At 60.8% G+C, this 24,575-nt stretch carries 21 protein-coding genes; 16 read left to right on the top strand and 5 right to left on the bottom strand.

Features of this window, described 5'->3' with window-relative positions:
• From VLJ37_02115 to bamA, 12 genes are all read left to right on the top strand, one after another.
• The coding region (locus tag VLJ37_02115; GenBank protein HSA58465.1) for a hypothetical protein at window positions 1-372 on the top strand (372 nt) is incomplete at its 5' end.
• Window positions 373-491: 119 nt separating this feature from the next.
• Window positions 492-1,007 carry a hypothetical protein gene (locus VLJ37_02110; protein HSA58464.1) on the top strand — a complete coding sequence of 172 codons (516 nt, stop codon included), beginning with the start codon at window positions 492-494 and terminating at the stop codon, window positions 1,005-1,007.
• Window positions 1,004-1,975 (top strand): hypothetical protein, encoded by a 972-nt coding sequence (locus VLJ37_02105; protein HSA58463.1) that lies wholly within the window; start codon window positions 1,004-1,006, stop codon window positions 1,973-1,975. Before VLJ37_02110 ends, VLJ37_02105 begins: the two co-directional genes overlap by 4 nt.
• A gap of 189 nt (window positions 1,976-2,164) precedes the next feature.
• Window positions 2,165-2,593: a CBS domain-containing protein gene (locus VLJ37_02100; GenBank protein ID HSA58462.1), complete on the top strand. Its 429-nt coding sequence runs from the start codon at window positions 2,165-2,167 to the stop codon at window positions 2,591-2,593.
• A complete protein-coding gene (locus tag VLJ37_02095; GenBank protein ID HSA58461.1) occupies window positions 2,590-4,476 on the top strand; it encodes a 2-oxoacid:acceptor oxidoreductase subunit alpha in 1,887 nt (628 codons plus the stop codon). The genes VLJ37_02100 and VLJ37_02095 overlap by 4 nt, the downstream gene beginning before the upstream one ends.
• A complete protein-coding gene (locus VLJ37_02090; protein ID HSA58460.1) occupies window positions 4,434-5,471 on the top strand; it encodes a 2-oxoacid:ferredoxin oxidoreductase subunit beta in 1,038 nt (345 codons plus the stop codon). The genes VLJ37_02095 and VLJ37_02090 overlap by 43 nt, the downstream gene beginning before the upstream one ends.
• The gene (locus tag VLJ37_02085) at window positions 5,468-5,974 is read left to right on the top strand and encodes a CBS domain-containing protein (GenBank protein HSA58459.1); all 507 of its coding nucleotides are present in this window, start codon (window positions 5,468-5,470) and stop codon (window positions 5,972-5,974) included. The genes VLJ37_02090 and VLJ37_02085 overlap by 4 nt, the downstream gene beginning before the upstream one ends.
• 61 nt (window positions 5,975-6,035) lie before the next feature.
• Window positions 6,036-6,917 (top strand): LD-carboxypeptidase, encoded by an 882-nt coding sequence (locus VLJ37_02080; protein HSA58458.1) that lies wholly within the window; start codon window positions 6,036-6,038, stop codon window positions 6,915-6,917.
• On the top strand, window positions 6,914-8,008 hold the full coding sequence (locus VLJ37_02075; GenBank protein ID HSA58457.1) for a serine hydrolase domain-containing protein: 1,095 nt from the start codon (window positions 6,914-6,916) through the stop codon (window positions 8,006-8,008). Before VLJ37_02080 ends, VLJ37_02075 begins: the two co-directional genes overlap by 4 nt.
• Window positions 7,986-9,416 carry a UDP-N-acetylmuramate:L-alanyl-gamma-D-glutamyl-meso-diaminopimelate ligase gene (gene mpl, locus VLJ37_02070; GenBank protein HSA58456.1) on the top strand — a complete coding sequence of 477 codons (1,431 nt, stop codon included), beginning with the start codon at window positions 7,986-7,988 and terminating at the stop codon, window positions 9,414-9,416. The genes VLJ37_02075 and mpl overlap by 23 nt, the downstream gene beginning before the upstream one ends.
• A 5-nt stretch (window positions 9,417-9,421) precedes the next feature.
• Window positions 9,422-12,403 carry a translocation/assembly module TamB domain-containing protein gene (locus tag VLJ37_02065; GenBank protein HSA58455.1) on the top strand — a complete coding sequence of 994 codons (2,982 nt, stop codon included), beginning with the start codon at window positions 9,422-9,424 and terminating at the stop codon, window positions 12,401-12,403.
• Between the two features lie 9 nt (window positions 12,404-12,412).
• The gene (gene bamA / locus VLJ37_02060) at window positions 12,413-15,118 is read left to right on the top strand and encodes an outer membrane protein assembly factor BamA (GenBank protein ID HSA58454.1); all 2,706 of its coding nucleotides are present in this window, start codon (window positions 12,413-12,415) and stop codon (window positions 15,116-15,118) included.
• Window positions 15,119-15,184: 66 nt separating this feature from the next.
• Here the strand turns inward: bamA and VLJ37_02055 are convergent, their stop codons facing one another.
• Window positions 15,185-16,345, bottom strand: coding sequence for an outer membrane beta-barrel protein (locus VLJ37_02055; GenBank protein HSA58453.1), 1,161 nt, complete (start codon window positions 16,343-16,345; stop codon window positions 15,185-15,187).
• A 438-nt stretch (window positions 16,346-16,783) separates the two neighbouring features.
• Between VLJ37_02055 and VLJ37_02050 the strand changes: the two genes are divergently transcribed.
• Complete coding sequence (locus tag VLJ37_02050; protein ID HSA58452.1) at window positions 16,784-17,191, top strand: response regulator; 408 nt, start codon at window positions 16,784-16,786, stop codon at window positions 17,189-17,191.
• Here VLJ37_02050 and VLJ37_02045 read toward each other — a convergent pair.
• Both VLJ37_02045 and VLJ37_02040 read right to left on the bottom strand, forming a co-directional pair.
• Entirely contained in the window at window positions 17,188-17,646 is a 459-nt protein-coding gene (locus VLJ37_02045; GenBank protein ID HSA58451.1) for a RidA family protein, read from the bottom strand. The two genes, VLJ37_02050 and VLJ37_02045, sit on opposite strands and share 4 nt — an antisense overlap.
• A gap of 3 nt (window positions 17,647-17,649) precedes the next feature.
• The gene (locus VLJ37_02040; protein HSA58450.1) at window positions 17,650-18,339 is read right to left on the bottom strand and encodes a class I SAM-dependent methyltransferase; all 690 of its coding nucleotides are present in this window, start codon (window positions 18,337-18,339) and stop codon (window positions 17,650-17,652) included.
• Window positions 18,340-18,414: 75 nt separating this feature from the next.
• Here VLJ37_02040 and VLJ37_02035 point away from each other — a divergent pair, with 75 nt between their 5' ends.
• Window positions 18,415-19,935, top strand: coding sequence for a leucyl aminopeptidase (locus VLJ37_02035; GenBank protein ID HSA58449.1), 1,521 nt, complete (start codon window positions 18,415-18,417; stop codon window positions 19,933-19,935).
• A 220-nt stretch (window positions 19,936-20,155) separates the two neighbouring features.
• On the top strand, window positions 20,156-23,050 hold the full coding sequence (locus tag VLJ37_02030; protein HSA58448.1) for a vitamin B12-dependent ribonucleotide reductase: 2,895 nt from the start codon (window positions 20,156-20,158) through the stop codon (window positions 23,048-23,050).
• Between the two features lie 377 nt (window positions 23,051-23,427).
• On the opposite strand, the gene VLJ37_02025 is transcribed toward VLJ37_02030, so the two are convergent.
• Both VLJ37_02025 and VLJ37_02020 read right to left on the bottom strand, forming a co-directional pair.
• Entirely contained in the window at window positions 23,428-23,667 is a 240-nt protein-coding gene (locus VLJ37_02025) for a helix-turn-helix domain-containing protein (protein ID HSA58447.1), read from the bottom strand.
• A gap of 61 nt (window positions 23,668-23,728) precedes the next feature.
• Window positions 23,729-24,019, bottom strand: coding sequence for a type II toxin-antitoxin system mRNA interferase toxin, RelE/StbE family (locus VLJ37_02020; GenBank protein HSA58446.1), 291 nt, complete (start codon window positions 24,017-24,019; stop codon window positions 23,729-23,731).
• A 205-nt stretch (window positions 24,020-24,224) separates the two neighbouring features.
• Between VLJ37_02020 and VLJ37_02015 the strand changes: the two genes are divergently transcribed.
• Window positions 24,225-24,575: hypothetical protein (locus VLJ37_02015; protein HSA58445.1), on the top strand; the 351-nt coding region annotated here is incomplete at its 3' end.

Genomic DNA, 24,575 nt, shown 5'->3' with positions numbered 1-24,575 from the left:
GCCCTGCTCGGCGGGAAGGACCTGCCCGCGGGAGGCGACCTCGTCAACAGCGCCTTCACCGAACGGGTGAACGAGATGGTCGATGCGGTCATGCGCGAGTACCACAAGATGAGCCAGGACGACCTGACCGACATGTGGCGGACGCAACGCGAGGACCGCGGCTATATCACGCGGCGCGGGGCCCCGCAGCGCCTCCTCATGAGCGCCTGCGGCGAGTTCATCGCCGCGGACGCGGCCCGGGCCCAGTCGCCCTTCGCGGGCGGAGCGGGGGCCGAGATCCGCGCCGAGGCCGAGAAACGCGCCGGCGAGACGGACTTTTTCGAGAAGGGCATGCGGGAGATCCTCAAGGACCCGACGCGGCTCGGACGCTAAGGCAGCTGGTGCAAACTCTGCGTGAATGCAAAAATGCAACATCCTTTGCATTCATGATCCAAAATCATCAATAATTTCAGTCTCTCTCGATGGCATGTTGATTGCAATTTTAAATCAACATGCTCGACAAGGACCGTGTCCTCAACGCCTTCGCCCAGGCCCTGCGCGAGCCGGCCGTGGAGAAACGCACCCGAACCGTGCGCCCGCGGGCGATCGCCGTCCAGGCACACCGGATCTATTGCGAGAACCTGAGCGAAGGAGAAAAGCGCCCCGCCGCGGAGACCTTCCGCAAATTCGCCACGGGAAAACTCGCCATCCCGGAGATCGTCCGGCTCCTCAAGGCGGCCGATGTCCGCGTGACTTTGCGCGCGAGCCTGAACCGCCGCCGGGTCCGGGAGGTCTTTCGAGAAGCCATCCAAAGGCTGGAGACCCGTTTGGTCAAAGGCCGGGCGAGGCCGCTTCAGATCGCGCGGCGCGCCTACGAGATCTACACGCGGGACGCCGACGAATCCGCCTCCGGCGGATCCTCACCATCGCGCTACACCTTTCAACGCCTGATCTACGGCAAGACGGCGGACCCCGAGATCCTCACGCTCATCGCGACGGCGTCCAAACGAAAGGACGGGACCGCATGAGCCGCCGGACCTCCGTGGACGACGTCCTCACTCAGATCCGCTCCTGCCTCGATGCCGCCACCAGCCGGCCGGGTCTCGTGAAGGCGAGCGTCACCCAAACCGAAGGCTACTTGAGAGGGCTCCAAGGCCTCGCCTGGGAGACGCCGGCCGCCTCGCACCCCTCGCCGGACGATCCCGCCGCCGTCTTTCTCGACGACGTCCGCCGGGGCAAGATCGCCCTTCGCGGCCGCCTCAAGCAAGGCTCGGCCGCGTCCCTCAAGGCCTTCCTTCATGGGGTCTGCGAGACGTTTCCGGAGGCCGAAGACAAACCCTTCCTGAGGGCCTTGGGACGGCTTTGGGTCCGTTGGAGCGAAGGGAAGGAAGACACGACGGACGCCGCCCATCACGTCGCACGCCGTCTGGGAGAGCGGCTCAAGCAGGAATTCGAGGAGGGCGTCGCGGGCGACCTGTCCGTCTATCTCCTGGACGACCGGCTGCACTTGCGCAGCGTCCGCGACTATCTCCGGATGCGCGGATGGCTCCAAGGAACCATCGAGCACCTCCGCCGCCGCCCCGATTGGGGCAGCCGGGAGAGGGCCGGGATCCTCGCGGGAAATTTTTCCTCCATCGTCCTTCGTGCGCTGCACAACGCCGACGTCGACTACGCCGCCGACGCGGTCGCCCGACTGCCCCAGATGATCGCCCGGCTCGATCTGACCACCAAACGCATCGCGGCGGCGGAGCCCGAGGCCGCGCATTTCCTGCGCAAGAACCGCGCCACCATTCTCACGCGGGCCCTCCACAGCGGTTACCTCGACTACGCCGAGCAGGCGGCCGAAGAACTCCCCCGCGTCCTCAAGGAACTGAATCAGAAGATAGCCCGACTTGAATCCACGTCGCCGGATGCCGCCAGAAACCTCCGGTCCAACGTCCCCTCCGCCGTCTACCGGGCCCTGACCAACGGCCGTCTCGCTTCCCTGAAGACCTGAAGCACCTTTCAGGTTCCGACAAGCCTCAATTGACCGCGCGTAAAACTTGATATAATTTAATGTGTTTCTGATATTCATCATGTATGAGCCTGTGGCGTTGTCGTAAACTGTCACTGTTTTCCGGGGGAGATGAATGCGATGGCTGATCTGACGAAGGCCCTTAGAAGCGAGAAAATTCAAGGTCTTAGATTGCGCCCTGCCCTTGCGGTCACCCGATCGGAGTCCCTCAAGAACGTCTTTGCCAAGATGCGCGAGGAGAAAAAGGGGTACGCCGTCGTCCTGGAGGACGGGACCAACGGCAAGATTACCGGAATCATTACGGAACGGGACGTGATGACCCGGGTGATCGAGCAGAAACTTCCCGCCTCCACCCCCGTCGAAAGGGTCATGACGGCGAATCCCGCCACTCTCAGGTTGGCCGATTCCGTCGCCGATGCGATCCGCCTCATGAACCAGGGCCACTACCGCCATTTGCCGCTCTCGGACGAGTCCGGAAGGCTGGTCGGCGTCCTGGGGGTCAAGGACCTAGTCAATTACCTGGCGGAACATTATCCGCACGAGATCTTCAATCTCCCGCCGGATCCGCACCAGGTCATCCGAACCTCAGAGGGCGCATGACGAAAGAAATTCAGGAAGTCAAAGACGTGGTCATCCGCTTCGCCGGCGATTCCGGCGACGGCATGCAGCTGACCGGAATGCAGTTCACGAACACCACGGCCGTGCTCGGCAATGATTTCTCAACGCTTCCCGATTACCCGGCGGAGATCCGCGCGCCCGCGGGAAGCCTGCCGGGGGTTTCAGCCTATCAAATCAACTTCTCCTCCCGCGACATCCGCACGCCCGGCGACGCCCCGGACGTTCTCGTCGCCATGAACCCGGCGGCGTTGAAGACCAATCTCAAAGACCTGAAGGACGGCGGGATGCTGATCGTCAACGAAGACGCCTTTTCGGAAACCAATCTCAAGAAAGCGGGTTACGCCGAGAACCCGCTTGGGGATCGGAGCCTTTCGAAATACGAAGTCTATAAGATCCCCATCACGACCTTGAACGCCAACGCGCTGAAGGAGACGCCGCTTTCCAAAAAGGAGGCCGAGCGCTGCAAGAATTTTTACGCGCTGGGCCTCATGTTCTGGCTTTACGACCGGCCCTACGACGTCACGATCTCCTGGATCCACGACAAGTTTTCGAAAAAGCCCGATGTCGCGCAGGCGAACGAACTGGCGTTGAAGGCCGGTTTCCACTACGGCGAAACGGCGGAAATCTTCCGCAAGCACTTCCGGATCCCGAAGGCCAAGCTCAAACCCGGCGTCTACCGGAACATCACCGGCAACGAGGCCACGGCCTTGGGCTTCGTCGCGGCGTCCAAACTCGCGGGCAAGCCTCTCTTTCTGGCGAGTTACCCGATCACTCCGGCCTCCGACATCCTTCACGAGCTGTCCCGGCACAAGAACTTCGGCGTCCAGACCCTTCAGATGGAGGATGAAATCGCCGCCGCGGGCGCGGCCCTCGGCGCCTCCTTCGCGGGAGGTCTGGGCCTGACGACGACGAGCGGACCGGGGCTCGCGCTCAAGAGCGAGACCATCAATCTGGCCGTCATGACCGAACTGCCCCTCGTCATCGTCGACGTCCAGCGCGGCGGGCCTTCGACCGGCCTTCCCACCAAGACCGAACAGGCGGACCTTCTGCAGTCGCTCTTCGGCCGCAACTCGGAAAGCCCCGTCGCGGTCGTGGCCCCGGCGACGCCGTCGGAATGCTTCACGATGGCGATCGAGGCCTTTCGCATCGCCGTCACCTACATGACGCCGGTCATCTATCTATCGGACGGATACCTCGCCAACGGCTCCGAACCCTGGCTGATCCCCGAGCCGGAGAACCTTTCGCCGATCGCGATCAAGCATCCGACGGACCGGACGACCTTCCGCCCCTATGCCCGGGACGAACGAACCCTGTCGCGGCCTTGGGCCATCCCCGGCACGCCGGGGCTCGAGCACCGGATCGGAGGCATCGAGAAGGCCAACGTGACGGGCAATGTGAGTTACGATCCCGCCAACCACGATCTCATGTGCCGTCTCCGCGCCGAAAAAATCGCCCGGATCGCCGACGATCTCCCGCCGCTTTCGATATTCGGAAAGCCTTCGGGCGAGGTCCTCGTCGTCGGCTGGGGCGGCACCTATGGGGCGATCACCTCAGCGGTCGAGGATCTGCAAAAGGAAGGTCATGAGGTTTCGAGCGTCCACCTCCGATACCTGAATCCCTTACCGAAGGACTTGAAGGAAATTCTCTCCCGCTTTGAGACCATCGTCGTTCCCGAGCTGAACCTGGGGCAACTGTCTTTGCTCCTGCGCGCGAAATATCTAGTCGACGCGCACTCCCTCAACAAGTTACAGGGTCAGCCTTTCAAGGTGGGTGAAATCATCGCGGGAGTGAAAAGGTTCATGACCACGAAGGAGGTCCGTCAATGGCCCCCGAATCCAACGACCCGGCAAGCCCAGCCGCGCTGACGAGAAAGGATTTCGTCTCGGACCAGGAAGTGCGCTGGTGCCCGGGTTGCGGCGACTACGCCATCCTGGCCCAGGTCCAGAAGGTCCTCGCCGATCTCAAGCTGCCGCGGGAGAACTACGTCTTCATTTCGGGCATCGGCTGCTCGTCACGGCTGCCCTACTACGTCAACACCTACGGATTTCACACCATCCATGGACGCGCGCCCGCCATCGCCACGGGCGTCAAGACGTATCGGCCCGACTTGAGCGTCTGGGTCGTCACCGGCGACGGAGACGGGCTGTCGATCGGCGGCAACCACCTGATGCATGCCCTCCGGAGGAACGTCGATTTGAAAATCCTCCTCTTCAACAACAAGATCTACGGGCTCACCAAGGGACAGTACTCGCCGACCTCCGAGCTCGGCAAGAAGACCAAGTCCACGCCGGCCGGATCGATCGACTATCCTCTCCATCCGCTCTCGTTCGCCGTGGCCGTGGGAGCGACTTTCATCGCCCGCTCGATCGACTCCGATACCAATCACCTGGCCTGGACCCTGGAACAAGCCGGACGCCACAAGGGCTCGGCGTTCGTGGAAATCTTTCAAAACTGCGTGATTTTCAACGACGACGCCTTCAAGGATGCGACCGACCGGTCGGTCCGTCCGGACCACACGGTCCTCTTGGAACATGGAAAGCCTCTCATCTTCGGCAAGGAGAAGAACAAGGGCGTCCGGATGAAGGGATTCGGCTTTGAGGCGGTCGATCTGGGCGGGAACATCACTGAAAAAGATATTCTCGTTCACGACGCCAAGAACCCGGATCCGTCTTACGCCTTCCTGCTCGCGAACATGGAGCTGCCGGAGCTGCCCGTGCCGGTCGGGGTCTTCCGGTCGATCGAGAAGCCGACCTATGAATCCATGCTCCATGCCCAGATCGCGAAGGCGAAGCAATCCCAAGGCGAGGGTGATTTGCGCAAGATCCTGTTTGACACCGAAACATGGAGCGTGACGGCATGAAATGTCCTTCTTGCGGCTTCAATAACATGCCCGGCTCCGACGAATGTGGGAGCTGCCATGAGGACCTCGCCTCCCTCGACGGCGTGGTACCGCGCACGAAGATCGAAAAGATCCTCATGAGCGATCCGATCAAGCGGCTCTCCCCCCGTGAGGCCATTTTCATCCTGGCGTCGGCGAGCGTCCTGGACGCGGTGAGGGCCATGAACCAATCCAAGATGGGATGTATCCTGGTGGGGAGCGCGGACCGGCTGGTGGGCATCCTCACGGAACGCGACGTCGTGCTGAAGGGCATCTGCCTGGGCAAGGATCTGGGGAAAACCGCCGTCGCCGACCTGATGACGCCGGACCCCGAGCGGCTCACGGACGGGGACACGCTCGCCTACGCCGTCAACCGGATGTCGGTCGGAGGCTACCGCCATCTCCCGATCGAAAGGGCCCATCGCACCACCGGCATCATCTCCGTCAGGGACGTCCTCAATTATTTGTCCAAATCCTTTCCCTAGCGCCCACTATGAGCCGTAGACCCTTTGCGTTTTCGCGGCGAATTGATAACCTCCCGGCACTTTGAGACCCCACCCCGCCCAACCCGGCGATTTGATCGCCATCGCGGCCCCCGCGGGGCCCTTTGACCGCAGGCGCTTTCAAAGAGGCGTCTCCCTGCTCAAGAAGGCCGGCTTCGGCGTCGCCTTCCGTTCGGACATCTTCGCGCGCCTGCCGTACCTTGCTGGCGAGGACCGACGCCGCGCTCGCGAACTAAGCGAGGCCCTGGAGACCCCTTTCTCCGCCCTCCTCTTCGCGCGCGGCGGCTACGGCTGCCAGCGCGCCTTGCCGCTGCTGAAGTCCAAGATCGCGCCCAAGATCGTGATGGGCTCCAGCGATCTCACCGCCGTCCTCATCCACCTGTGGAAGAAATACCGGATGCCCTCGTACTACGGACCGATGGTCGCCCCGCACCTGACCGATCCCAAGACCGTCGCCCGCGTCGTGCGCGCCCTGACCGATCCGGACTTCTTCGACCGCCAGCCGCTTCGGGCCAAGTCGGCGCTCCGGGGAGGACGGGCTTGGGGCCGACTCGTCGGCGGATGCCTATCGATCATCACCTCAACGCTGGGCACCCCGTGGGAAATCGAGACGAGGGGATGTATCTTGTTTCTCGAGGATACGAACGAGGAACCCTACGCGGTCGATCGCATGCTCACCCAGCTCGATCAGGCCGGTAAGCTCAAGGGCGTGAAGGGAATCGTCTTCGGGACCTTCAAGCAGCGCGACGTCCTTTTTCCCGCGGCCATTCGAAACGTCGTCCGGGAGAAACTGAGAACCTTCCCGGGTCCGGTCCTCTGGGGTATCCGCTTCGGGCACTGCAAAGACCCGCTCATCCTCCCTTTCGGAGGCGAGGGCCGGATTCAGGACAACCGCCTCGTCGTGACGCGGGGAATCTTCCGATGACGAGCGCCCCCAACGGTCCGATTGACCGGCAGATGGATGAGGCCGTCCGCGAAGGGGTGTTTCCCGGAGCGGCCCTGCTCGTGGCGAAGGGAAACCAGGTTCTCCATCGCGCCTTCTACGGAAACGCCGCCCTCCTTCCGTCACCCGAGCCTGCGACGGAGACGACCCTCTGGGACATCGCCTCGCTCACAAAGCCGGTCGCGACGGCCTCCCTCGCCCTCGTGTCGATGAAGGAAAAGGGGTTGTCCCTGAGCAGCCACGCCGCGCGGTACCTTCCCCTCCTCGACGCGGAGGACAAGAAGAAGATTACGATCCGTCATCTGCTCAAGCACACCTCGGGTCTGCCGGCTTGGAGGCCGTATTTCGAAGACGTGGCGCGCGAACGCCCGGAACTGGTCGGAAGGCGCGAAAGCCGCGGCGTCTACCTGGAAAAAATCGCCCGCGAACCCCTCGATGCGGCGGTCTCCTACAAGAAGATCTACAGCGACCTGGGTTTCATCTTGCTCGGCATCCTCCTGGAGGATTTTTGGGGGAAGGGGCTCGATCAACTGTTTGAGGAGAAGGTGGCGGGCCCGTTGGGGATGAGGAACACGTTTTACCTGCCCGTCCGCGCGAAGGGCGAACACGAGGTCAGCGGCAGCAGCCCCGTAGTTAGGGGTCGCCCCTACACGCAATTCGCGGCCACCGAGGATTCCGCTTGGCGGAAGAAAATCATCCGAGGCGAGGTGCACGACGACAATGCCTATACCCTCGGAGGGGTGGCCGGCCACGCGGGTCTCTTTTCGAACGTGGACGACCTGCACCGGTTTCTGCTCGCCATCCGCGAGGCCCGCGGCGGCGCCAAGAAGAACGACGCCAAACTCGGCTGGGACACGCCGGATGCGGAGAACTCGCAAGCCGGGAAATATTTCTCGAAGAATTCGATCGGACATTTGGGCTACTCGGGCTGCTCGATGTGGATGGATCGGGACCAGGACTTTCACGTCATTCTCTTGACCAACCGCGTGCATCCGAGTTCAAAAAACGAGGCCATCAAGCAGTTCCGGCCGAGGATCCATGACTTCCTCTATGAACAACTCATCCAACGCTAAACGCATCCACCTGATCGCCGTCTGCGGCACCGGCATGGCCTCGCTGGCCGGGCTCCTGAAGGAAAAGGGCTTCGCCGTCACGGGCTCCGATCAGAACGTCTATCCCCCCATGAGCGACCAGTTGGCGGCACTGGGCGTCGACGTGATGATCGGATTTAAGCCCGAGAACATCGAGACCGCAAGACCGGAACTGGTCGTCGTCGGCAACGCCATCTCCAGGGACAACGCCGAAGTGCTGGAGGTCCAGAGGCGCGGGCTTCCCATCCTCTCCATGCCCCAGGCGATCGCCCGATTCTTCCTCGAAGACCGGTTTCCGATCGTCGTCGCGGGGACTCACGGCAAGACGACGACGGCCTCGCTCTTGGCCTGGGTCCTCCAGCGGAGCGGCCAATCGCCCGGATTTTTCGTCGGCGGCATCCTCAAGAACTTCGGACGTTCTTACCAGGTCGGCACCGGCGACGCCTTCGTGCTCGAAGGAGACGAGTACGACACCGCCTTTTTCGACAAGGGACCCAAGTTTCTCCACTACCGGCCGCGGATGCTGATCCTGAACGCCGTCGAATTCGACCACGCCGACATCTACAAGAACCTGGACGACGTGATGGAGTCCTTCGCGAAACTCGTCGCCCTGCTCCGGAAGGACGGCGTGATCTTTGCCGACGGCGACAACGCCAACGTCCGAAAGCTCGTCGAGAAGGCCCCCTGCCGGGTCGTGCGCTTCGGACTGGAGGCCGGGGCCTCTATCTCGGCCGATGACGTCATTTTCGGCGGCCGGACCCGTTTCCGCGCCCTGCGCGACGGCCGGGAGTTCGGCCGCTTCGAAAGCCCGCTCCCCGGCCGGCACAACCTGAAAAATCTCCTGGCCGTGCTGGGTGTCGCGTTGGAACGGGGCATGACGATCCCCGACATCCAGCGCGCTCTGGCGGAGTTCGAGAGCGTCAAGCGGCGGCAGGAGGTGCTGGGGACCTTCCGGGGCGTCACCTTGATCGACGACTTCGCCCACCATCCGACGGCCGTCGCCGAAACCTTGGCCGCCCTGCGGGGACGATACGGCAAGGCCAAACTTTGGGCGGTCTTTGAACCCCGCTCGAACACCACGCGACGCAACATCTTTCAAAAAGATTTCGCCCGGGCCTTCGATCCGGCCGACGAGATCGTCTTCGCCGCGCCCTACCTGGCCGAAAAGATCCCCGAGGGCGAGCGCCTCCATCCGGAGGAGATCGTCGCCGACCTGAAGGCGCTCGGGAAGAAGGCCTTCTTCCTCCCTTCCATCGACGAGATCGTCGCCCTCATCGCCCGGGAAAGCAGATCCGGTGACATCGTCTGCTTCATGTCCAACGGCGGCTTCGGCGGGATTTATGACAAGACGATCGCCGCTTTAAAATCCTCAGCAAATATGCCCATATAGTGGGCATGTCGAAGGGTTTCAAACACCTTCTCCTTTCCTGCGCCGTCATCGCCCTTCTCTTCGCGACGGGTTCTTCCATCCTGCACAGCCTATGGTTTCAGTCCTATCTGCTTTCGCAACTCGGCCGAGCCCTTCATTGGAATCTCTCCATCCGCGATTCGGAGCTCAAACTCCTTCGGGGACGCATCTTTCTCGACGGCGTCCACGCGGAGAACCGATCCAAGACCATGTCCGTCTCGGCCGAAAAAGTACGATTCGATTTAAGCGTTTTCTCGATCATCCGCGGTAAAATCATCGTCACCGATTTCGCCGTGGTCCATCCGGTTGTCTTCATTCAAAAGACGGAACAGCAAAAAGGCGTTCTGCCGGCGGACATCCTGCAAAGAGTCTTCGGGCGCTATGAGAGATCGCTTCTGCTTCAGAGCATCTTCTTGGAGGACGCCACCATAACGGATCTGCTTCTGACCGTCACGGATCCCGAAACCGGTGAGATCAGAACGGGCAACGTCGATAAAGTCGCGTTCGGGGCCAGCACCACGCTCCTCAACGAGTTACGCGCGGAGGCCACGATCACGGGAACATCCGGGCTCTTTCCGACCACCGACAAGATTACCTTTAAGACTTCGTTGGGGCGACGCGGACTCTCGATCAACATGTTCCATCTCGAAGCACCGAAGGTGACCTTGGACATCGAAGGCAAGGTCTTGGGCGATCTGATGCGCGGAAGCGTGCAAGTCTCGGGCGCCGTCGAGGTCCCCACCGTTCTTTCGGAAAAGGTCACTTTCGCCGTGGATGCGGCTTTGAAAGAGAAGATGGCGGAGGTCAAGAGCATCAAGGCGGCCTTGGGAAAGGCGACGTTCGATGCCTCGGGTAAGATCGTCTTTCTCGATTTGGCGGACATGAAAAAAATCAAATACGATCTCCCTTTCGAGGCCAGGGATCTTCCGCTCGAATCCATTTTCGGCAAGATGCCGAGCGCCATTCTGGGCCCCGCCAAGGGCCTGGGCTCGGTGAAGGGCCGCGCGCAGGGGGAACTGCCCGATCTCAAGGCCAGGGCCGACGCGACGATCAGGGATTTTCGCCACGGCGCCATGCGCGCGCGCCAGGTGGACGGGACCCTCGACTTTCACTGGCCGGATCTCGACTTTGACGCGGACATCAAGCCCGGAGAGACCGGACACATCGAAGGGCACGCCCGGGGGGGCGTCATCTTCAAGTACCTCCCGCCCTTTAAGAGCATCAAGGCCGCGCTCAAGACGGTCGATGTCACGTTCGACGGCGGCACGCTCAAGGATATCCTTCCGACGGCCAACGTCGCCGGCAACCTCAAGGGCGAGCTCCATCTGCGCGGCGTGCCCGGCAGCACGTCGGCGGAGGGACCGGGGCACGCGGAGGTCACGAACGGGCGCTGGTTCCTGGGTCCGGTCGACCGATTCGTCTCGGACATGATGTTTAAGCCGGGCGGCTTGATCATCTTCACGAAAACGGAGTTTCATGCCCCGGCCATTGAACCCATCCTCTGGCCCGATCCCCTCACCCTCGACACGGAGGAGGGTCTCGCGCGCTACAGCGGCCATCCGGCGGCGGGCCTGTTCGTGGAGGGCTCCTACGAGACGAAGACCGACGTCTTCAAGATCGACAAGCTCGAGTACCGGAAGGATGGATCGGACCTGACGGGCAGCCTCACGCTCCGCGACAGCGGCACGGAGGCCAAGCTGAAAGGGAAGGTCAATCTGGAATCCCTGTCGGCCGTCCCCTCACTCTTCCGCGAAATGCGGGGATTCACCCAGCTGGATCTATCCATGACCGGCACCACCAAGGATCCGGAGATCCGGGGCTGGATCGATTTTCAGAAGGACGATGTCGGGATCCGGGGAATCCCCTCCATCGAAGAGCTCGAGGGGCGGCTCGCGCTGGACGGTCCGACGGTTCGGCCGAGCTTGAGCGGCCTCTTGGGCGACGGGCGCTTTCAGCTCGGGGGCAGCCTTAAGCTCAAGCGCTTCCAGCCCGAGAGCTTCGACCTCACCCTCAAAGGCGATAACTTGAGCTATACGAGGCCAAACGCCTACCGGTTCGACCTCGATGCGGATCTAAAGCTTACGGGATCGCTCCCCTCGCCCAGGCTCTCGGGACGAATCGACATCGTCGACGCCCTCTACACGAAGCCCTTCCGCTTGCGGGAACTCGTGCTCAAACCGTTCGAGGACGAGATCACCGAAGAAGCGACCTGGCAAAAGACGCTGGAACCCTGGCAATTGGATCTGGTCGTCAAGCACTCGGGCGACCTGCGCATCAAGAACAACATCGCGTCGATCTACCTACTCGCCGACCTTCAGGTCGGCGGGACCTACGGACGGCCGCTGATCTCGGGGGCGTTGACGGCCACGGAGGGCGAGGTGCACCTCTTCAGCGACACCTTCACCTTGACGGAAGGTCGCCTCGAGTACATCGACCCCTCCCGAAAGGAACCCTACCTCACGATCGTCGCCGAGGAGGACATGCCGCCCCTCTATACGGTGACCGTCGAGATCAAAGGCTACCTTTCGAACCTGGAGGTCAACCTCTCGAGCATCCCCGCCCTGCCGCGCGAGGATGTGCTCTCGCTCATCACAACGGGACATACGCAGGAGGAGCTTCGCCAGAGCGGGATCACGCGCCAATCGATGGGGCTCGGCGTTCTGGCGGGCGAGATCACGAGCGCGATCGAACAGCCCATCGCCAAATCGACGGGCCTGGACGTCTTCCGCCTGGAGGCCTCCGAATCCGGCCAGCTCTCCAAGGTAGCCCTGGGCAAGAACCTGACCGACCGCCTGACCGTGGAGTTTCAAAGCGACTTTGCCCCCGAGACCGCCCAGCGGACGCTCCAGGCGAACTACTACCTGACCGACAACATCCTCCTCAAAGGCACGCGCGTGTGGGAGTCGGGGCAATCCGGCACCCAGCCCCGCTACAATTTTAACGTGTCGTTCCGCCTGAGGATGTACTAATCGCAATCTATGCGACGCCTTGCCGCCGCTTTCGCGCTGCTACTGACGGCCCTCGCTTCGTTGCCCGCGTCCGCCGGCCGGCCGGCGATCGTCGCGATCGAGATCCAAAACGACGGGCGCGCGAAGGAAATCCGCGGCGTGCTGCCCTTCAAGGAGGGCGATCCGTACGACCCGGTGAAGCTCGAACAGGCGGCCTCCTATCTCAAGAAATGGGGCCGGTTCCGCGAGGCGAGCTTGGAAGCGCGTCCGGTTCCCGGGGGCGTCGTCGTCGTCGTCGCTGTGAAGGACGGGACGATCGTCAGCGGCATCGACATCTATCGCACCTATCCCTATCTCTCCACGCGGATCCGGCGGCTGATCACGGTCCATTCCGGCGATCTCTACGACGAGGAGACCGCGCGTTCCCAGACCGAGAAAATCGCATCTTTCTACCGCCGGCAGGGATACGACGAGACGGAAGTGGCCTTTACGTCTCGATTCAACGAGAAGAAAAACACGGTGGATCTCGTCTACCGGGTCGACGTCGGGCTCCGCTACCGGATCGGCAAAATCACGGTGAACGGGAACACCGTCTTCCCTCCGGGCTACTTTAATTCGCAGATCAATCCCCTGCTTCTTTACCGCCCGACGAGAATGCGGAAGAGCATCGACTCCATCCGGAAGGATTATCAGGACAACGGTTATCTGGGCGCTCGCGTGAGGCTCACGGAGCTGGGCAAGGACGAGGCAAAGCGCACCGTGAATCCCGTCATCGACATCCGGGAGGGCAAACGGGTGACGGTCGTCTTCAAGGGCAACCACCGCGTGCTCACGGGCAGCCTGAAAAAGGCCATGCCGATGTTCACCGACGGCGGGTACAGCAACTATGAGATCGAGGCCTCGGTCAAGGCCATCCTGGACTATTACCGAAAGCGCGGTTTTCAGGAAGCGTCCGTATCGTTCGAGAAGGAGGAGCCGAAGAATCCGGAGGATCCCGCCCTCCTCGTGCGTTTCATCATCAAGGAGGGCCCGCAGACGCGCGTGAAGACCGTCGCCATCGAAGGCAACCGGGAGATCAAGGACAGAAAGATCAAGAAGAGGCTCTTGACCAAGGAGAACACGATTTTCGAGCGCGGCTACTACCAGCCGCGCACGGTGGCGGAGGATTTTTCACGGATCCCCGCCGTGATGGCCGACCGGGGCGCCCTGGACGCGAAGGCCCTCGATCACAAGACGGAACTCAACCGCTTCCACGACAAGGCGCGCGTGGCCTTCACCGTCGACGAAGGACCCGTCGTACGCCTGGACAGCGTCCGTTTCGAGGGAAATGAAAAGATCCCGTCCCGGAGACTCATGAGGCGCCTGGAACTCGGCGCTGGCGACGCGGCCAGCCCTTCGAAGATCGACGCGGACAAGGAGGCGTTGACCGTCTTCTACGCGAACCACGGATTCCCCTACGCGGCCGTCGTGCCCGATCTGCAGCGCCACGGCGAGGGGAGCGACCGGGCGACGCTGACCTACAGGATTCACGAAGGCACCGAGACGAAGATCGGCGAGGTTTTGGTCGTCGGCAACGAGCGTACCGACAAGAAGGCGATCCTGCGCGCCATGCGCATCCGCCCCGGCAAGACCTTCAGCTTCGAAAAGATCCTGGATAGCGAATCGCAGCTCCGCCGCTCGGGGGCCTTCCGGAGCGTCTCCATCCAGACGATCGGGTTGACCGAGCGCGAGCCGGTCGTCCACCTGGTGGTCAAGGTTGAGGAGTACCGGAAGATCCTCATGGACGTGGGCGTGACCTACGACACCGACAACTTCTTCACCGGCGAGTTGAGCTTAAGCCACATCAACATGGGCGGGACGATCCGCCGGGCCAACGTGCGTCTCATCGGGGGCCGGGACATCCAAAAGGGAGAGCTTCTGTTCAAGGACCCCTTCTTCGTCGGCTATCCCTTTGAGGCCTCCTTCAACGTCTTCCTGGAACGGGACCTGAAGCCGGGCTTCAAGACGGTCGAGGGAGGTGGCTCCCTGGCCTTTCTCCGGGAATTTACGCCCCGCATGACCGTCTTGGGACGCTTCGAACTCATCCGCACCTTCTTTTCGGACGTCGTCGACGACACGGGGATCGAAGAGCAGGATCACACGACCTCGAAGTTTTCCTTCTCCTTCAATTACGACAAGCGGGACTCGTTCGCTGACCCGTCCAAGGGTTTCGTCGCCTTCGCGGGCATCGACATCTCCACCAAGTTGATCGCCTCGACCTTCAACTTTTTCCAGCCCAAGGGGCTGATCGCTTATTATCTTCCCCTGGGCAACCGGACGACGCTCATCCAATTCGTCCATGCCGAGGGCATCAAGGTCCTCGGGGACGATGCGCTCACCCGGGACGAACGGCTCTTCTTGGGCGGGGATTACTCGGTGCGGGGTTTCGACCAGGACGCCGTGGGCCCTACGGCCGCCGACGGCCGTCCCGCCGGGGGACAGGTCCTTCTGGCGGCGACGACGGAGCTGCAGACGCGCCTCTTCAACAATTTCAAGCTGGCCTTCTTCTTCGACCACGGCAGCATCTCCAATGACTTTTCGGACGTGAGCCTCGATTCCTTCCGGCACTCGGCGGGATTCGGGGTTCGATACGTGACCCCGGTCGGCCCGCTGCGGTTGGATTACGGGTTCAAGCTGGACAGGAAGGCCGGGGAGTCGGTCGGGCGGCTTCACTTCGCGTTTGGGTATGCGTTCTAGAAAACAAAAAGCCCCGGCGGCCTTGCGGCCACCGGGGCTTTTCTCAACTTTCAGCTAACTTCCAGCTTAGAAGCTATACGCGAACATGCCGGCCACACCGGGCGTGAAGCCCGTGCCGCCGCCGGCCGAAGGACGGCTCACGTCGATGCCACCCTCGAGAACGAAACGCGCGCCATCGGTGATCTGATAGCCCGTCGCAATCGAGAGAGTGTGCATCGTGCCCGCCGCGCCGAGACCGCTGCCGATGCCGACGGCACCGGAGGGGTTGGCCGGAACCAGACCGCCCGCCGGGATACCACCCGCCTGGCCCTGGTCCAGATCCCACACGAAGCTGTAACGGAGCGTTCCATCCCACACGTCGCTGAAGGCATAACGGCCCTTCAACTGACCGCCGATGTACTGGGCGTTCTCGGCGCCGATGAGGCCGCCGTTATCCTGGCGATAAACGCCTTCCGCACCGATCCAGAAAGCATCGGAGACCGCGAAGTTGCCGTTCAGGTCACCCAGGAAGGAGTAACCCTTCTTGGTCGGACCTTCGGGGCCAAAAGCGCCGTTGAATTTCAACCAGCTCTTGTTCCCCTCGTCGCCCCACATGTAGCTCAAGTTGAAGCCACCGGACGGAATGTCCGTGTCCGCAGCCGTGCCGGGAGCGGCAACATCGCCGTTCAGGTTGTTCACGACATAGAACTCGAAGCGGGTCGCTTCGGAGAAGTCATAGCCCAACCGCATACCGGTCATGTTGTGCGGAAGGAGCGTGCGATGAACCGTCGAGAAAGAGACCGTGGACATCTCGTTCCGATCGATCGGATCCAGACCGACTCCGGAATTGAAACGGCCGATCAGGAACTCGATGCCGTTGCCGGCCGGGATGTTGGCCGTCACGTAACCCTGTTCGATCTCCACCTGGCCGCCGCCGGCCTGAACGCGATGCGGAGAGAAATCAAGGTCCGCGCGGATGCGGATGTTCTCGCCGAAGCTCTTGGCCAGGTCCAACTCGACCTGGTCAATGAAGAAACCGAATGTGTCGGTCGTGAGACCGCCGGGGGCGGCCAGACCGTCATTCAGGATGCCGTCGGCACCGAGGTTCGGGTTGTTCGAGGGACGCTGCCAGCCGGACACCGTGGTGACGTTACCGGAAATCTCGAGCTCGGAACCTTCCTCGGCTCCGGCCGTTCCGGCCACGCTGGCGAGCGCTACTGCGACTGCGATGACGAGTAGCTTTCTCATGCGAAGTATCCTCCTTATAGGATCTGTTAAAGACTGCTGTTTACGTTATAAAGCGGGCCGATGACGATGATTTGGACCTTTTCTTGGGTTTGTCTCCTTGGCGGATAATCCCCCGTCACCCCCTTTCCTCGTCCCAAAATGTCCGCTTTAATCTTGATTGCCGTTCGAAAGTGACACTGAAAAAATCCGCTTTCAATTAACCCAACGAGAGCGGTGTGTCAATATAATGTTTTAGCTCTATTATGCTAATCTGTTGATTTACTTATATTTAATTATTCTATCAAAGACCTATAATTTAATATCACTCGAATACGGCAACAGACACCGACCGAGGGCCCGCTGAGTACCCAAAACCGGTCCTGGTGTCAAGAAAGTTACGCAACGCGTCATACACCTTTCCTTGACGGCCGGCCGCCCGTCGGGTGTTAATTGGGGTCAATGACCCAGCCCTTGAACCCTCCTTGGAAGGTCTTGATCGTCGATGACGACCCGACCGTCCACAAACTCATCACCAAAAAACTCTCCTCCGAGACTTACCAGGTCCAGAGCGTCTTTGACGCCCCGAGCGCCCTGAGCGAAGTCGACCGGGTCAAGCCGGACCTCGTGATCTTGGATTTGATGATGCCCCGGACGTCGGGAATCGAGGTCTGCAAGGCGATCAAAGGGAATCAGAAGACACGGGACGTGATGGTCTTGATCCTTTCGGCCAAGGAGAGCCAGGACGACCGCATCCGGGGACTTGAGCTCGGGGCGGACGATTACATCTCCAAACCCTTCCACTTGGCCGCCCTCACCCGCAAGATCGAATACATGCTGGCCAAGCGAAACTCGATGACCGAGATTTAGCGGACTTCCACGATCAGATCCATCTCCATGGCGGCGCCGGCTGGGAGTTCGACCACGCCGATCACCGTCCGCGCGTGGCGTCCGGCGTCCCCGAAGATTTCAACCAATTGCTCGCTCGCCGCATCCATGACCTTGGGATGGTCGCTGAATCCCGGATACGTGTTGATATAGCCGGTGAGTTTCACGATCTTCTTCACCTTGTCCAACGTGCCCAATTCCTGCTTCAAGACGGCCAAAATATTGGCGAGGCAGGCCTTGGCGGCCCGGCGGCCGGATTCGACGTTCAAGTCCTTGCCGACGCGTCCCTTGAACGCGATACGGCCCTCGACCTTGGGGAGTTGACCGGAGACATAGAGAAGGTTGCCGCTCCGTTGCGCGGGCAGATAATTGCCGGCCGGCTGCACCTCGGGCAGCGTGATCTGCAGTTCCTGCAATTTGCCGTCCGTATTCGCCATGTCCTACTCCTTTTTCAGGGAAAACAGGATCAAGAAAGGCGTACGGCGCAAACCGTCGAACGCCTGCTGATGCGCTTCCGATGTCCCGAACGACTTTTTCATGATCCCCTCGAAGAAAATCTCCCGAACCCATTCGAAACGGAATCCCGCTTCTCGGAACCATTTGGCGTACCGCTCAAGACCGGGACCCATCCCCTCTTCACCCACGGGATTCTTGAGATGCTCCCTTTGAACCATTTGGCTGAATGGATGAAAGTCGGAGAGAAGGACCGACCCCTTGGTGTCCAGGACGCGACCCACCTCGCGAAGGACGCGTCCCAGGCTCACTTTGAGAAAGGCCGACCGGACGAGGATGAAATCGAAGCACGAATCCAAAAACGGCAGGCTCTCCCAATGCGAGAGGATGAACGTCTCCGGCGACGACGACGGATCCCTGTCCAAGATCTCCTTTTCCTTCGTGCCTCCGAGGCGTACCACGACGCCGGCGCCCTTTTCCCGAAGAAAGACGGAAGCGCTCTTTTGCCGCGGCGCGAGTTCCAGGATCTTCTTACCCGACAGATCGGGCACCCGCGCCCGCAACTCCTTGTCCTCGACGCCATGAATGAGGTCACGGAACTGCTCCTCCGAGATCGGCAAGCCGGCCGGGGCCGGGACCTCGCTTTTCTTCTTGGAAAAGACGGCGAACAAACGCATTCAAACAACATACCGGAACGGCGGAAGTTCATCAAATTATTTGACTTATCACATACCCTCACGCACTCTTGCTTAATGCGATTCACGACAAAATCCCCTTCCGCCTCGGTTTCCACCATCGATTTGCTGGGGCTGGCGATCGCGTCCAAAGGGCTGGCGACATCTTTCGGGCGCGACATCGACCGCAAGTTGGGCGGCACGCTTTCCAGAATCATCAAGACCGAAGAGTTGAAAGGAAAGGCCGGCGAAACCCGGTCGGTGAGCACGTTGGGGAAAATCCCCGCCGCGAACGTCCTGTTGATCGGCCTGGGCGATCCCTCCGACGGGCCCCAAGCCGCGGAGACCTTGCGCAAGGCGGCGGCGCGATTGGTCAAGAACGGCAACCGCCTGCGGGCCAAGACGGTTGCCCTCGAGGACGCGGACCCTTGCCGAAAAAAAGCGGCGGCCCCCCTCCGCGGCCAGGCCGTCGCCGAAGGCGCCGTCCTCGCTTCGTACAGTTTCGACGTTTACAAGAAACCCAACGCGAAGAAGACGGTTCAAAACATCGTGGTCCTGACGCCGGACGCGACCCGGGTCGCCGCCGGATTCCGCAAAGGGACGATCTACGCCGAGTCCACCAATTTCGCGCGTGATTTGATCAATCTCCCGGCCAACGATATGACCCCGCGCCGGATGGTCCAGGAAGCCAGGAATGTCGCCCAAAAGGCCGCGCGTGGATCGGGACTCCGCCTCAAGATCCTCGGCGAGCGCGAGATCAGGCGGCTGGGCATGGGCTGTTATTGGGCTGTGTCCCGCGGAAGCGTCGAGCCCCCGGCCTTGATCCACCTCCATTACCGGCCCAAATCGAGGCCACGGAAAAAGATCGCCATCGTCGGCAAGGGAGTCACCTTCGACAGCGGCGGTCTCTCTCTCAAGACCGCCCAGGGCATGGAGACGATGAAGGACGATATGAGCGGCTCGGCCGCGATGCTGGCCGTCATGAAGGCCGTTTCGGCCTTGAAACCCAACGTCGAGATCCACGGCTTCGCGGCCATGACGGAAAACATGCCCTCGGGCAGCGCGGGCAAACCCGGCGACATCGTCCGCGCCATGAACGGCAAATCGGTTGAAATCCTCAACACCGACGCCGAAGGCCGCCTGACGCTCGCGGACGCCGTGGCTTACGCCCAAAAACAAAAACCGGATCTCTTGATCGACGTCGCGACACTCACCGGGGCCTGCGTGATCGCCCTGGGCGAGCTTTGCTCGGGTATTTTGGGCAACAATCAGGTTCTCATCGACCGGCTGATCCTCGCGGCCAAGGCCGCGGGCGAAAAGGTCTGGCAGCTCCCCCTGATCGAAGAATACAAGGACGAGCTCAAGAGCAGCGCGGCGGACTTGAAGAACGTCGGCGGGCGATGGGGCGGGACGATCAACGGGGCCCTCTTCATCCAGGAATTCATCGACGCCAAGCTCCCCTGGGCCCATATCGACATCGCCGGCCCCTCGTGGACGGAGAAGGAACTCGACTTCGGACCCCGCGGCGGAACGGGCCATATCGTTCGTACCCTGCTGGAATTCATCGATTCCATCCAGACCGCTCCCATCAAGCTCTAGCGAGCTTCCTTTTCTAAATCTGAAATTGACGCGCCGCGCGACGGAATTTTCGGAAAAAATTCGCACGCCCGCGCCCAGAGCGGCGATTCGCAAAATTGACGCATAAAGCCATCCTGTGGGTTTCTTGACACACTAGATATAGTGGTTTAGTGAACGTAAACCTACAACATCCTGTGTATAACCAGTTGAAAACCTGTGAATAATCGGGGGAGGGGGAGAGATGACACCTGTTGTTTCGCTGAAAAAACAAAGAGTTAGCAAAGATTCCGCCGGCGAAGGGATCATTTTCGAGCCCTATTTTACCCGTCCCGGGGAGGATGTTTTCGGTCAAATCAAGTGGACCAAGCGCTCCTCCGTCATCAAGGAGCCGGATGGGACCGTCGTCTTTGAGCGCCACGACGTCGAGTTCCCCGAATCCTGGTCGCAGCTCGCCACGGACATCGCGACCCAGAAGTATTTCCGCAAGGCGGGCGTCCCCGCCGAAAAAGGCGGGCGCAAGGGAGAGGAGTATTCGGTCCGGCAGCTCGTCTATCGGGTCGCCCACTCGCTCCGGACGGCGGGAGAGAATCTCGGCTACTTCTCGTCTCCGGAAGACGCGGCCAACTTCGAGGCCGATCTGACGCATCTGCTCGTTCATCAAAAGGGCGCCTTCAACTCCCCCGTTTGGTTCAATTGCGGGCTCTCCCACGAATACGGCATCGCGGGCAGCGGCGGGAATTACTACTGGAACGCGGGGCTGGGCCAGATCCGTGAGACGACGGACTCCTACTCACAGCCCCAGTGCTCCGCCTGCTTCATCCAGTCGGTCGAAGACGACCTCATGAGCCTGTTCGACCTTGCCAAAAACGAGGCCCGGCTCTTCAAGTACGGCTCCGGCACCGGCACGAATTTTTCCAAGATCCGCGGCCGGCAGGAAAAACTCTCCGGCGGCGGGACCTCCTCCGGCCTCATGAGCTTTCTCGAAGTCCTCGACAAGGGCGCCGGCGCCACCAAGTCCGGCGGCACGACGCGCCGTGCTGCGAAGATGGTGTGTTTGGACATGGATCACCCGGAGATCGTCGATTTCATCAACTGGAAGGTCAAGGAAGAGCGCAAGGCCGGCATTCTGATCCAGCACGGCGGTTTTGAGGCCGATTTCAACGGGGAGGCCTACCATACCGTCTCCGGCCAAAATTCAAACAATTCCGTTCGTCTGACGGATGATTTCATGAAGGCTTATCTGGAAGGCGGACAGTGGCAGACCAAGCTTCGCACCACGGGCCAGGTCTGCGAGACCTTCGAGGCCCGCGATCTCATGCGCCAGATCGCCGAGGCGGCCTGGAGATGCGCGGACCCGGGCGTCCAGTTCGACACGACGATCAACGACTGGCACACGAGCGCGAACACGGACCGCATCTACGCCTCGAACCCCTGCAGCGAGTACATGTTCCTGAGCGACTCCGCCTGCAATCTGGCCTCGCTGAACCTCATGAAGTTCATCGACGACAAGGGGGAATTCCTCGTGGAGGATTTCCGCCGGGCGGTCCGCACCTTCATCATCGCCCAGGAGATCGCCGTCGACTTTGCCTCGTACCCCACGCAGGTCATCGCCCAGAACAGCCACGATTACCGCCCCCTGGGCTTGGGTTACGCCAATCTCGGCACCCTCCTCATGACCAACGGCATCCCCTATGACAGCCCCAAGGCCCTGGCGGTTGCCGGCGCCATCACCGCCCTTATGACGGGCGAGGCTTACAAGGTCTCGAGCGAGATCGCGCGCACGAAGGGACCCTTCCCCGGCTACGCGAAGAACCGGGAACCGATGCTCAAGGTCATGAACAAGCACCGCGACGCGGCCTACAAGATCGATCCCATCCTCTGCCCCGCGGGGCTCCTCCAGGCCGCCCGCGAGTCTTGGGACAACGCCGTGAAGGAGGGCGAGCTCTACGGCTACCGGAACGCCCAGTCGACGGTCCTGGCCCCCACGGGCACGATCGGCCTCCTGATGGACTGCGACACCACCGGCGTCGAGCCGGAGTTTTCGCTCGTGAAATGGAAAAAACTGGCCGGCGGAGGCCACTTCAAGATCATCAATCAGTCGGTCACCCGCGCCCTCAAGAGCCTGGGGTATTCCGACGACGAGGCCAAGGTGATCGTCGACTACATCCTCGAGAAGGGAACGATTGAAGGCGCGCCCGCGCTCAAGGACGAGCATCTGGCCGTCTTCGATTGCGCGAACCCCTGCGGCGACGGTGTGCGTTTCATCGATCCGATGGGCCACGTGCGGATGATGGCGGCGGCCCAGCCGTTCATTTCAGGCGCCATCTCCAAGACGATCAACATGCCGAACGACACGACCGTGGAGGACGTCGAGAATCTCTACGTCGAGTCCTGGAAGCTGGGCCTCAAGGCCGTCGCCCTCTATCGTGACGGCTCGAAGCACTCCCAGCCGCTCAACACGGGCACGAACAAGGCGGAGGACTCCCGGAAGGACGAGAAGGCGATCGCCGCCCTGCCGCCCGAGGAGCAGAGAGGCGTGCGGGTCCCGATGCCCATCAAGAGGCACGGGTTCACGGTCGAGACCTCCGTCTCCGGACACAAGATGTTCATCCGCACCGGCGAATACGGGGACGGGCGTTTGGGTGAAATCTTCATCGACATGTACAAGGAGGGAGCGGCCTACCGGAGCCTGCTCAACTGCTTCGCGATCGCCATCTCCATCGGCCTCCAGTACGGCGTGCCCTTGGAGAAGTTCGTGAACTCCTTCACGTTCACGCGTTTCGAGCCGCAGGGCATCACGGATCATCCGAACATCAAGGTGTGCACGTCCATCTTGGACTACATCTTCCGCATCTTGGGGATGGAGTACCTGGGCCGTACCGACTTCGTGCACCTGAAGCCCGAGACGTTGGAGTCGAAGGACCAGCAAGAAGATTTGTCCCAGCCTCCCGCCAGGGCGCAGTCGTTGGGCGCCGCGGCCGCAAAGCCGGCCCCCGGAAAGGCCGAGACCGTGTCCGAGCACCTGGCGGAGCTGATGGGGGATGCCCCGCTGTGCGACCAGTGCGGCCACGTCACCGTCCGCAACGGGGCGTGCTACAAGTGCATCAACTGCGGGAATTCGATGGGGTGCTCGTAGGAACGCTGTAGGGGCGGGGTGACCCCGCCCCTACATGGAATTCGATATAAGCACGTAGAGGCGCGATGAATCGCGCCTCTACTTCTTTTCAATGGGGATTGAAAATGAAAATGTATATTAAGGAAAAAGATATTAGTTCAAAATCGGATGATGGATTTGTTGAAGGATTTATTCTCAGTTCGAAAGATACAAAGTGTATCCTCCTGGGTGGAAATCTCGTCCAAAACTACGAACGAAAATACGCTCAATAATTATTGGCAGTGAAAAAATGCTTCCTCCTTATCAGATCTGCAAAATTTCTGAAGTTTAGGAGATTATATATGAAGCTCCTGCAAATTCTTCTCATTAAGAAAAAGTCCGCGGCCTAATATGGCCTCCTAGGCCGCCTCGACGAAGACCTTGAGCCGCAGGCGGCCCTTATCGATCATCCCCTGCAGCGAAAGCCGGACAAACTGCTCCTGAGAGTATCCGAGGATCTTCGCGAAGCGCGCGGCACGTTCCGGGCTGACACTCTTGCGATCCTGCTCGATGTCGCAGAGATGGGATTTCGAAATTCCAAGCCTTTTAGCGAATTCCGCCAAACTCACCTCGTCGCATTCCCGGATTGATTGCAGCATGTTCCCGAACGTAAGTTTCCCGACCAAAGATTCGAGGAACGCTTCCGCATCCTTCCCTTTTCTAATAGTCATGCTTGGTGACCTCTTTAATTTCGATGATCCTGACTGAACCTTGCTCTTCGATTTCATAAATAGCGCGATACGCCTTATTTAGACGAATCGATCTTTGACCGAACCGACGCCCCTTCAAGGGTTCGTCGTGGTAGCCAAAAATTCGTCTTACGGACTCCAACCCTTCCGCCTTAACCACATCGATCCATGCGAGCAGTTTCCTTTGAACCCTTGCGGGAACTCGAAGCAGATCTCTTTCGGCTCGTTCCGAAACTATAATGTTATGCTTTTTCAAATTCATCGTACACCCTTCAGGTGAACCAATCAAGGCTCCAGGGGTTTAAGCAAAAACAATGCCTGGGGGTTTGCTGCGGCAATGCGGGGTTTTTGGCGATTCAAGCGTCCGATTTTCCGGACGGCGTGGGCTGAAAAATCGGACCCCTGTGTGTAGGAAAGGGTCGCCGCTTGATTGACCCGGCCGCTATGACTCAGATAAGGGACTGGGCGTGCAACTCGCTCTCCGTCCCCTTCTTTGCCTCGTCCTCGGCATCTTCGACCTAGCCCTCGGTGGGACCGCCCTCTTCTCTCCCCAAACCTACGCAGATCTCTTTCATCCGAACCTTGCGGATCCCCAGATCGATTTGATCGCGCGGACGGGATGCCTCTGGCTCTTCTTCGCGGCGGTTGAGTTGTTCGCGTTTTACAAGAAGACGCCTCTCTGGTTCTTCGCGGTGGGCCTTTTGAGGCTCCTGGACGTCCCCGCCGACCTCGTCTACGGGACGCTCGCGGCCGGGGCTTCCCCCCTTTCGCGCGCCGCCATCTTTCTCGCGCCGGTCTTCAATCTGGTCTCGGGGATC

The organism is bacterium (genome assembly GCA_035454885.1).
Classification (GTDB): domain Bacteria; phylum UBA10199; class UBA10199; order JACPAL01.
This window is presented reverse-complemented; position numbering and strand designations above follow the sequence as displayed.

Coding starts and splice junctions, on each gene's coding strand:
- VLJ37_02110 (HSA58464.1), top strand. CDS start 492: ATGCTCGACAAGGACCGTGTCCTCAACGCCTTCGCCCAGGCCCTGCGC.
- bamA (HSA58454.1), top strand. CDS start 12,413: ATGCGACGCCTTGCCGCCGCTTTCGCGCTGCTACTGACGGCCCTCGCT.
- VLJ37_02020 (HSA58446.1), bottom strand. CDS start 24,019: ATGAATTTGAAAAAGCATAACATTATAGTTTCGGAACGAGCCGAAAGA.
- VLJ37_02045 (HSA58451.1), bottom strand. CDS start 17,646: ATGGCGAATACGGACGGCAAATTGCAGGAACTGCAGATCACGCTGCCC.
- VLJ37_02035 (HSA58449.1), top strand. CDS start 18,415: ATGCGATTCACGACAAAATCCCCTTCCGCCTCGGTTTCCACCATCGAT.
- VLJ37_02030 (HSA58448.1), top strand. CDS start 20,156: ATGACACCTGTTGTTTCGCTGAAAAAACAAAGAGTTAGCAAAGATTCC.
- VLJ37_02090 (HSA58460.1), top strand. CDS start 4,434: ATGGCCCCCGAATCCAACGACCCGGCAAGCCCAGCCGCGCTGACGAGA.
- VLJ37_02095 (HSA58461.1), top strand. CDS start 2,590: ATGACGAAAGAAATTCAGGAAGTCAAAGACGTGGTCATCCGCTTCGCC.
- VLJ37_02085 (HSA58459.1), top strand. CDS start 5,468: ATGAAATGTCCTTCTTGCGGCTTCAATAACATGCCCGGCTCCGACGAA.
- VLJ37_02075 (HSA58457.1), top strand. CDS start 6,914: ATGACGAGCGCCCCCAACGGTCCGATTGACCGGCAGATGGATGAGGCC.
- VLJ37_02105 (HSA58463.1), top strand. CDS start 1,004: ATGAGCCGCCGGACCTCCGTGGACGACGTCCTCACTCAGATCCGCTCC.
- mpl (HSA58456.1), top strand. CDS start 7,986: ATGAACAACTCATCCAACGCTAAACGCATCCACCTGATCGCCGTCTGC.
- VLJ37_02025 (HSA58447.1), bottom strand. CDS start 23,667: ATGCTGCAATCAATCCGGGAATGCGACGAGGTGAGTTTGGCGGAATTC.
- VLJ37_02040 (HSA58450.1), bottom strand. CDS start 18,339: ATGCGTTTGTTCGCCGTCTTTTCCAAGAAGAAAAGCGAGGTCCCGGCC.
- VLJ37_02065 (HSA58455.1), top strand. CDS start 9,422: ATGTCGAAGGGTTTCAAACACCTTCTCCTTTCCTGCGCCGTCATCGCC.
- VLJ37_02055 (HSA58453.1), bottom strand. CDS start 16,345: ATGAGAAAGCTACTCGTCATCGCAGTCGCAGTAGCGCTCGCCAGCGTG.
- VLJ37_02050 (HSA58452.1), top strand. CDS start 16,784: ATGACCCAGCCCTTGAACCCTCCTTGGAAGGTCTTGATCGTCGATGAC.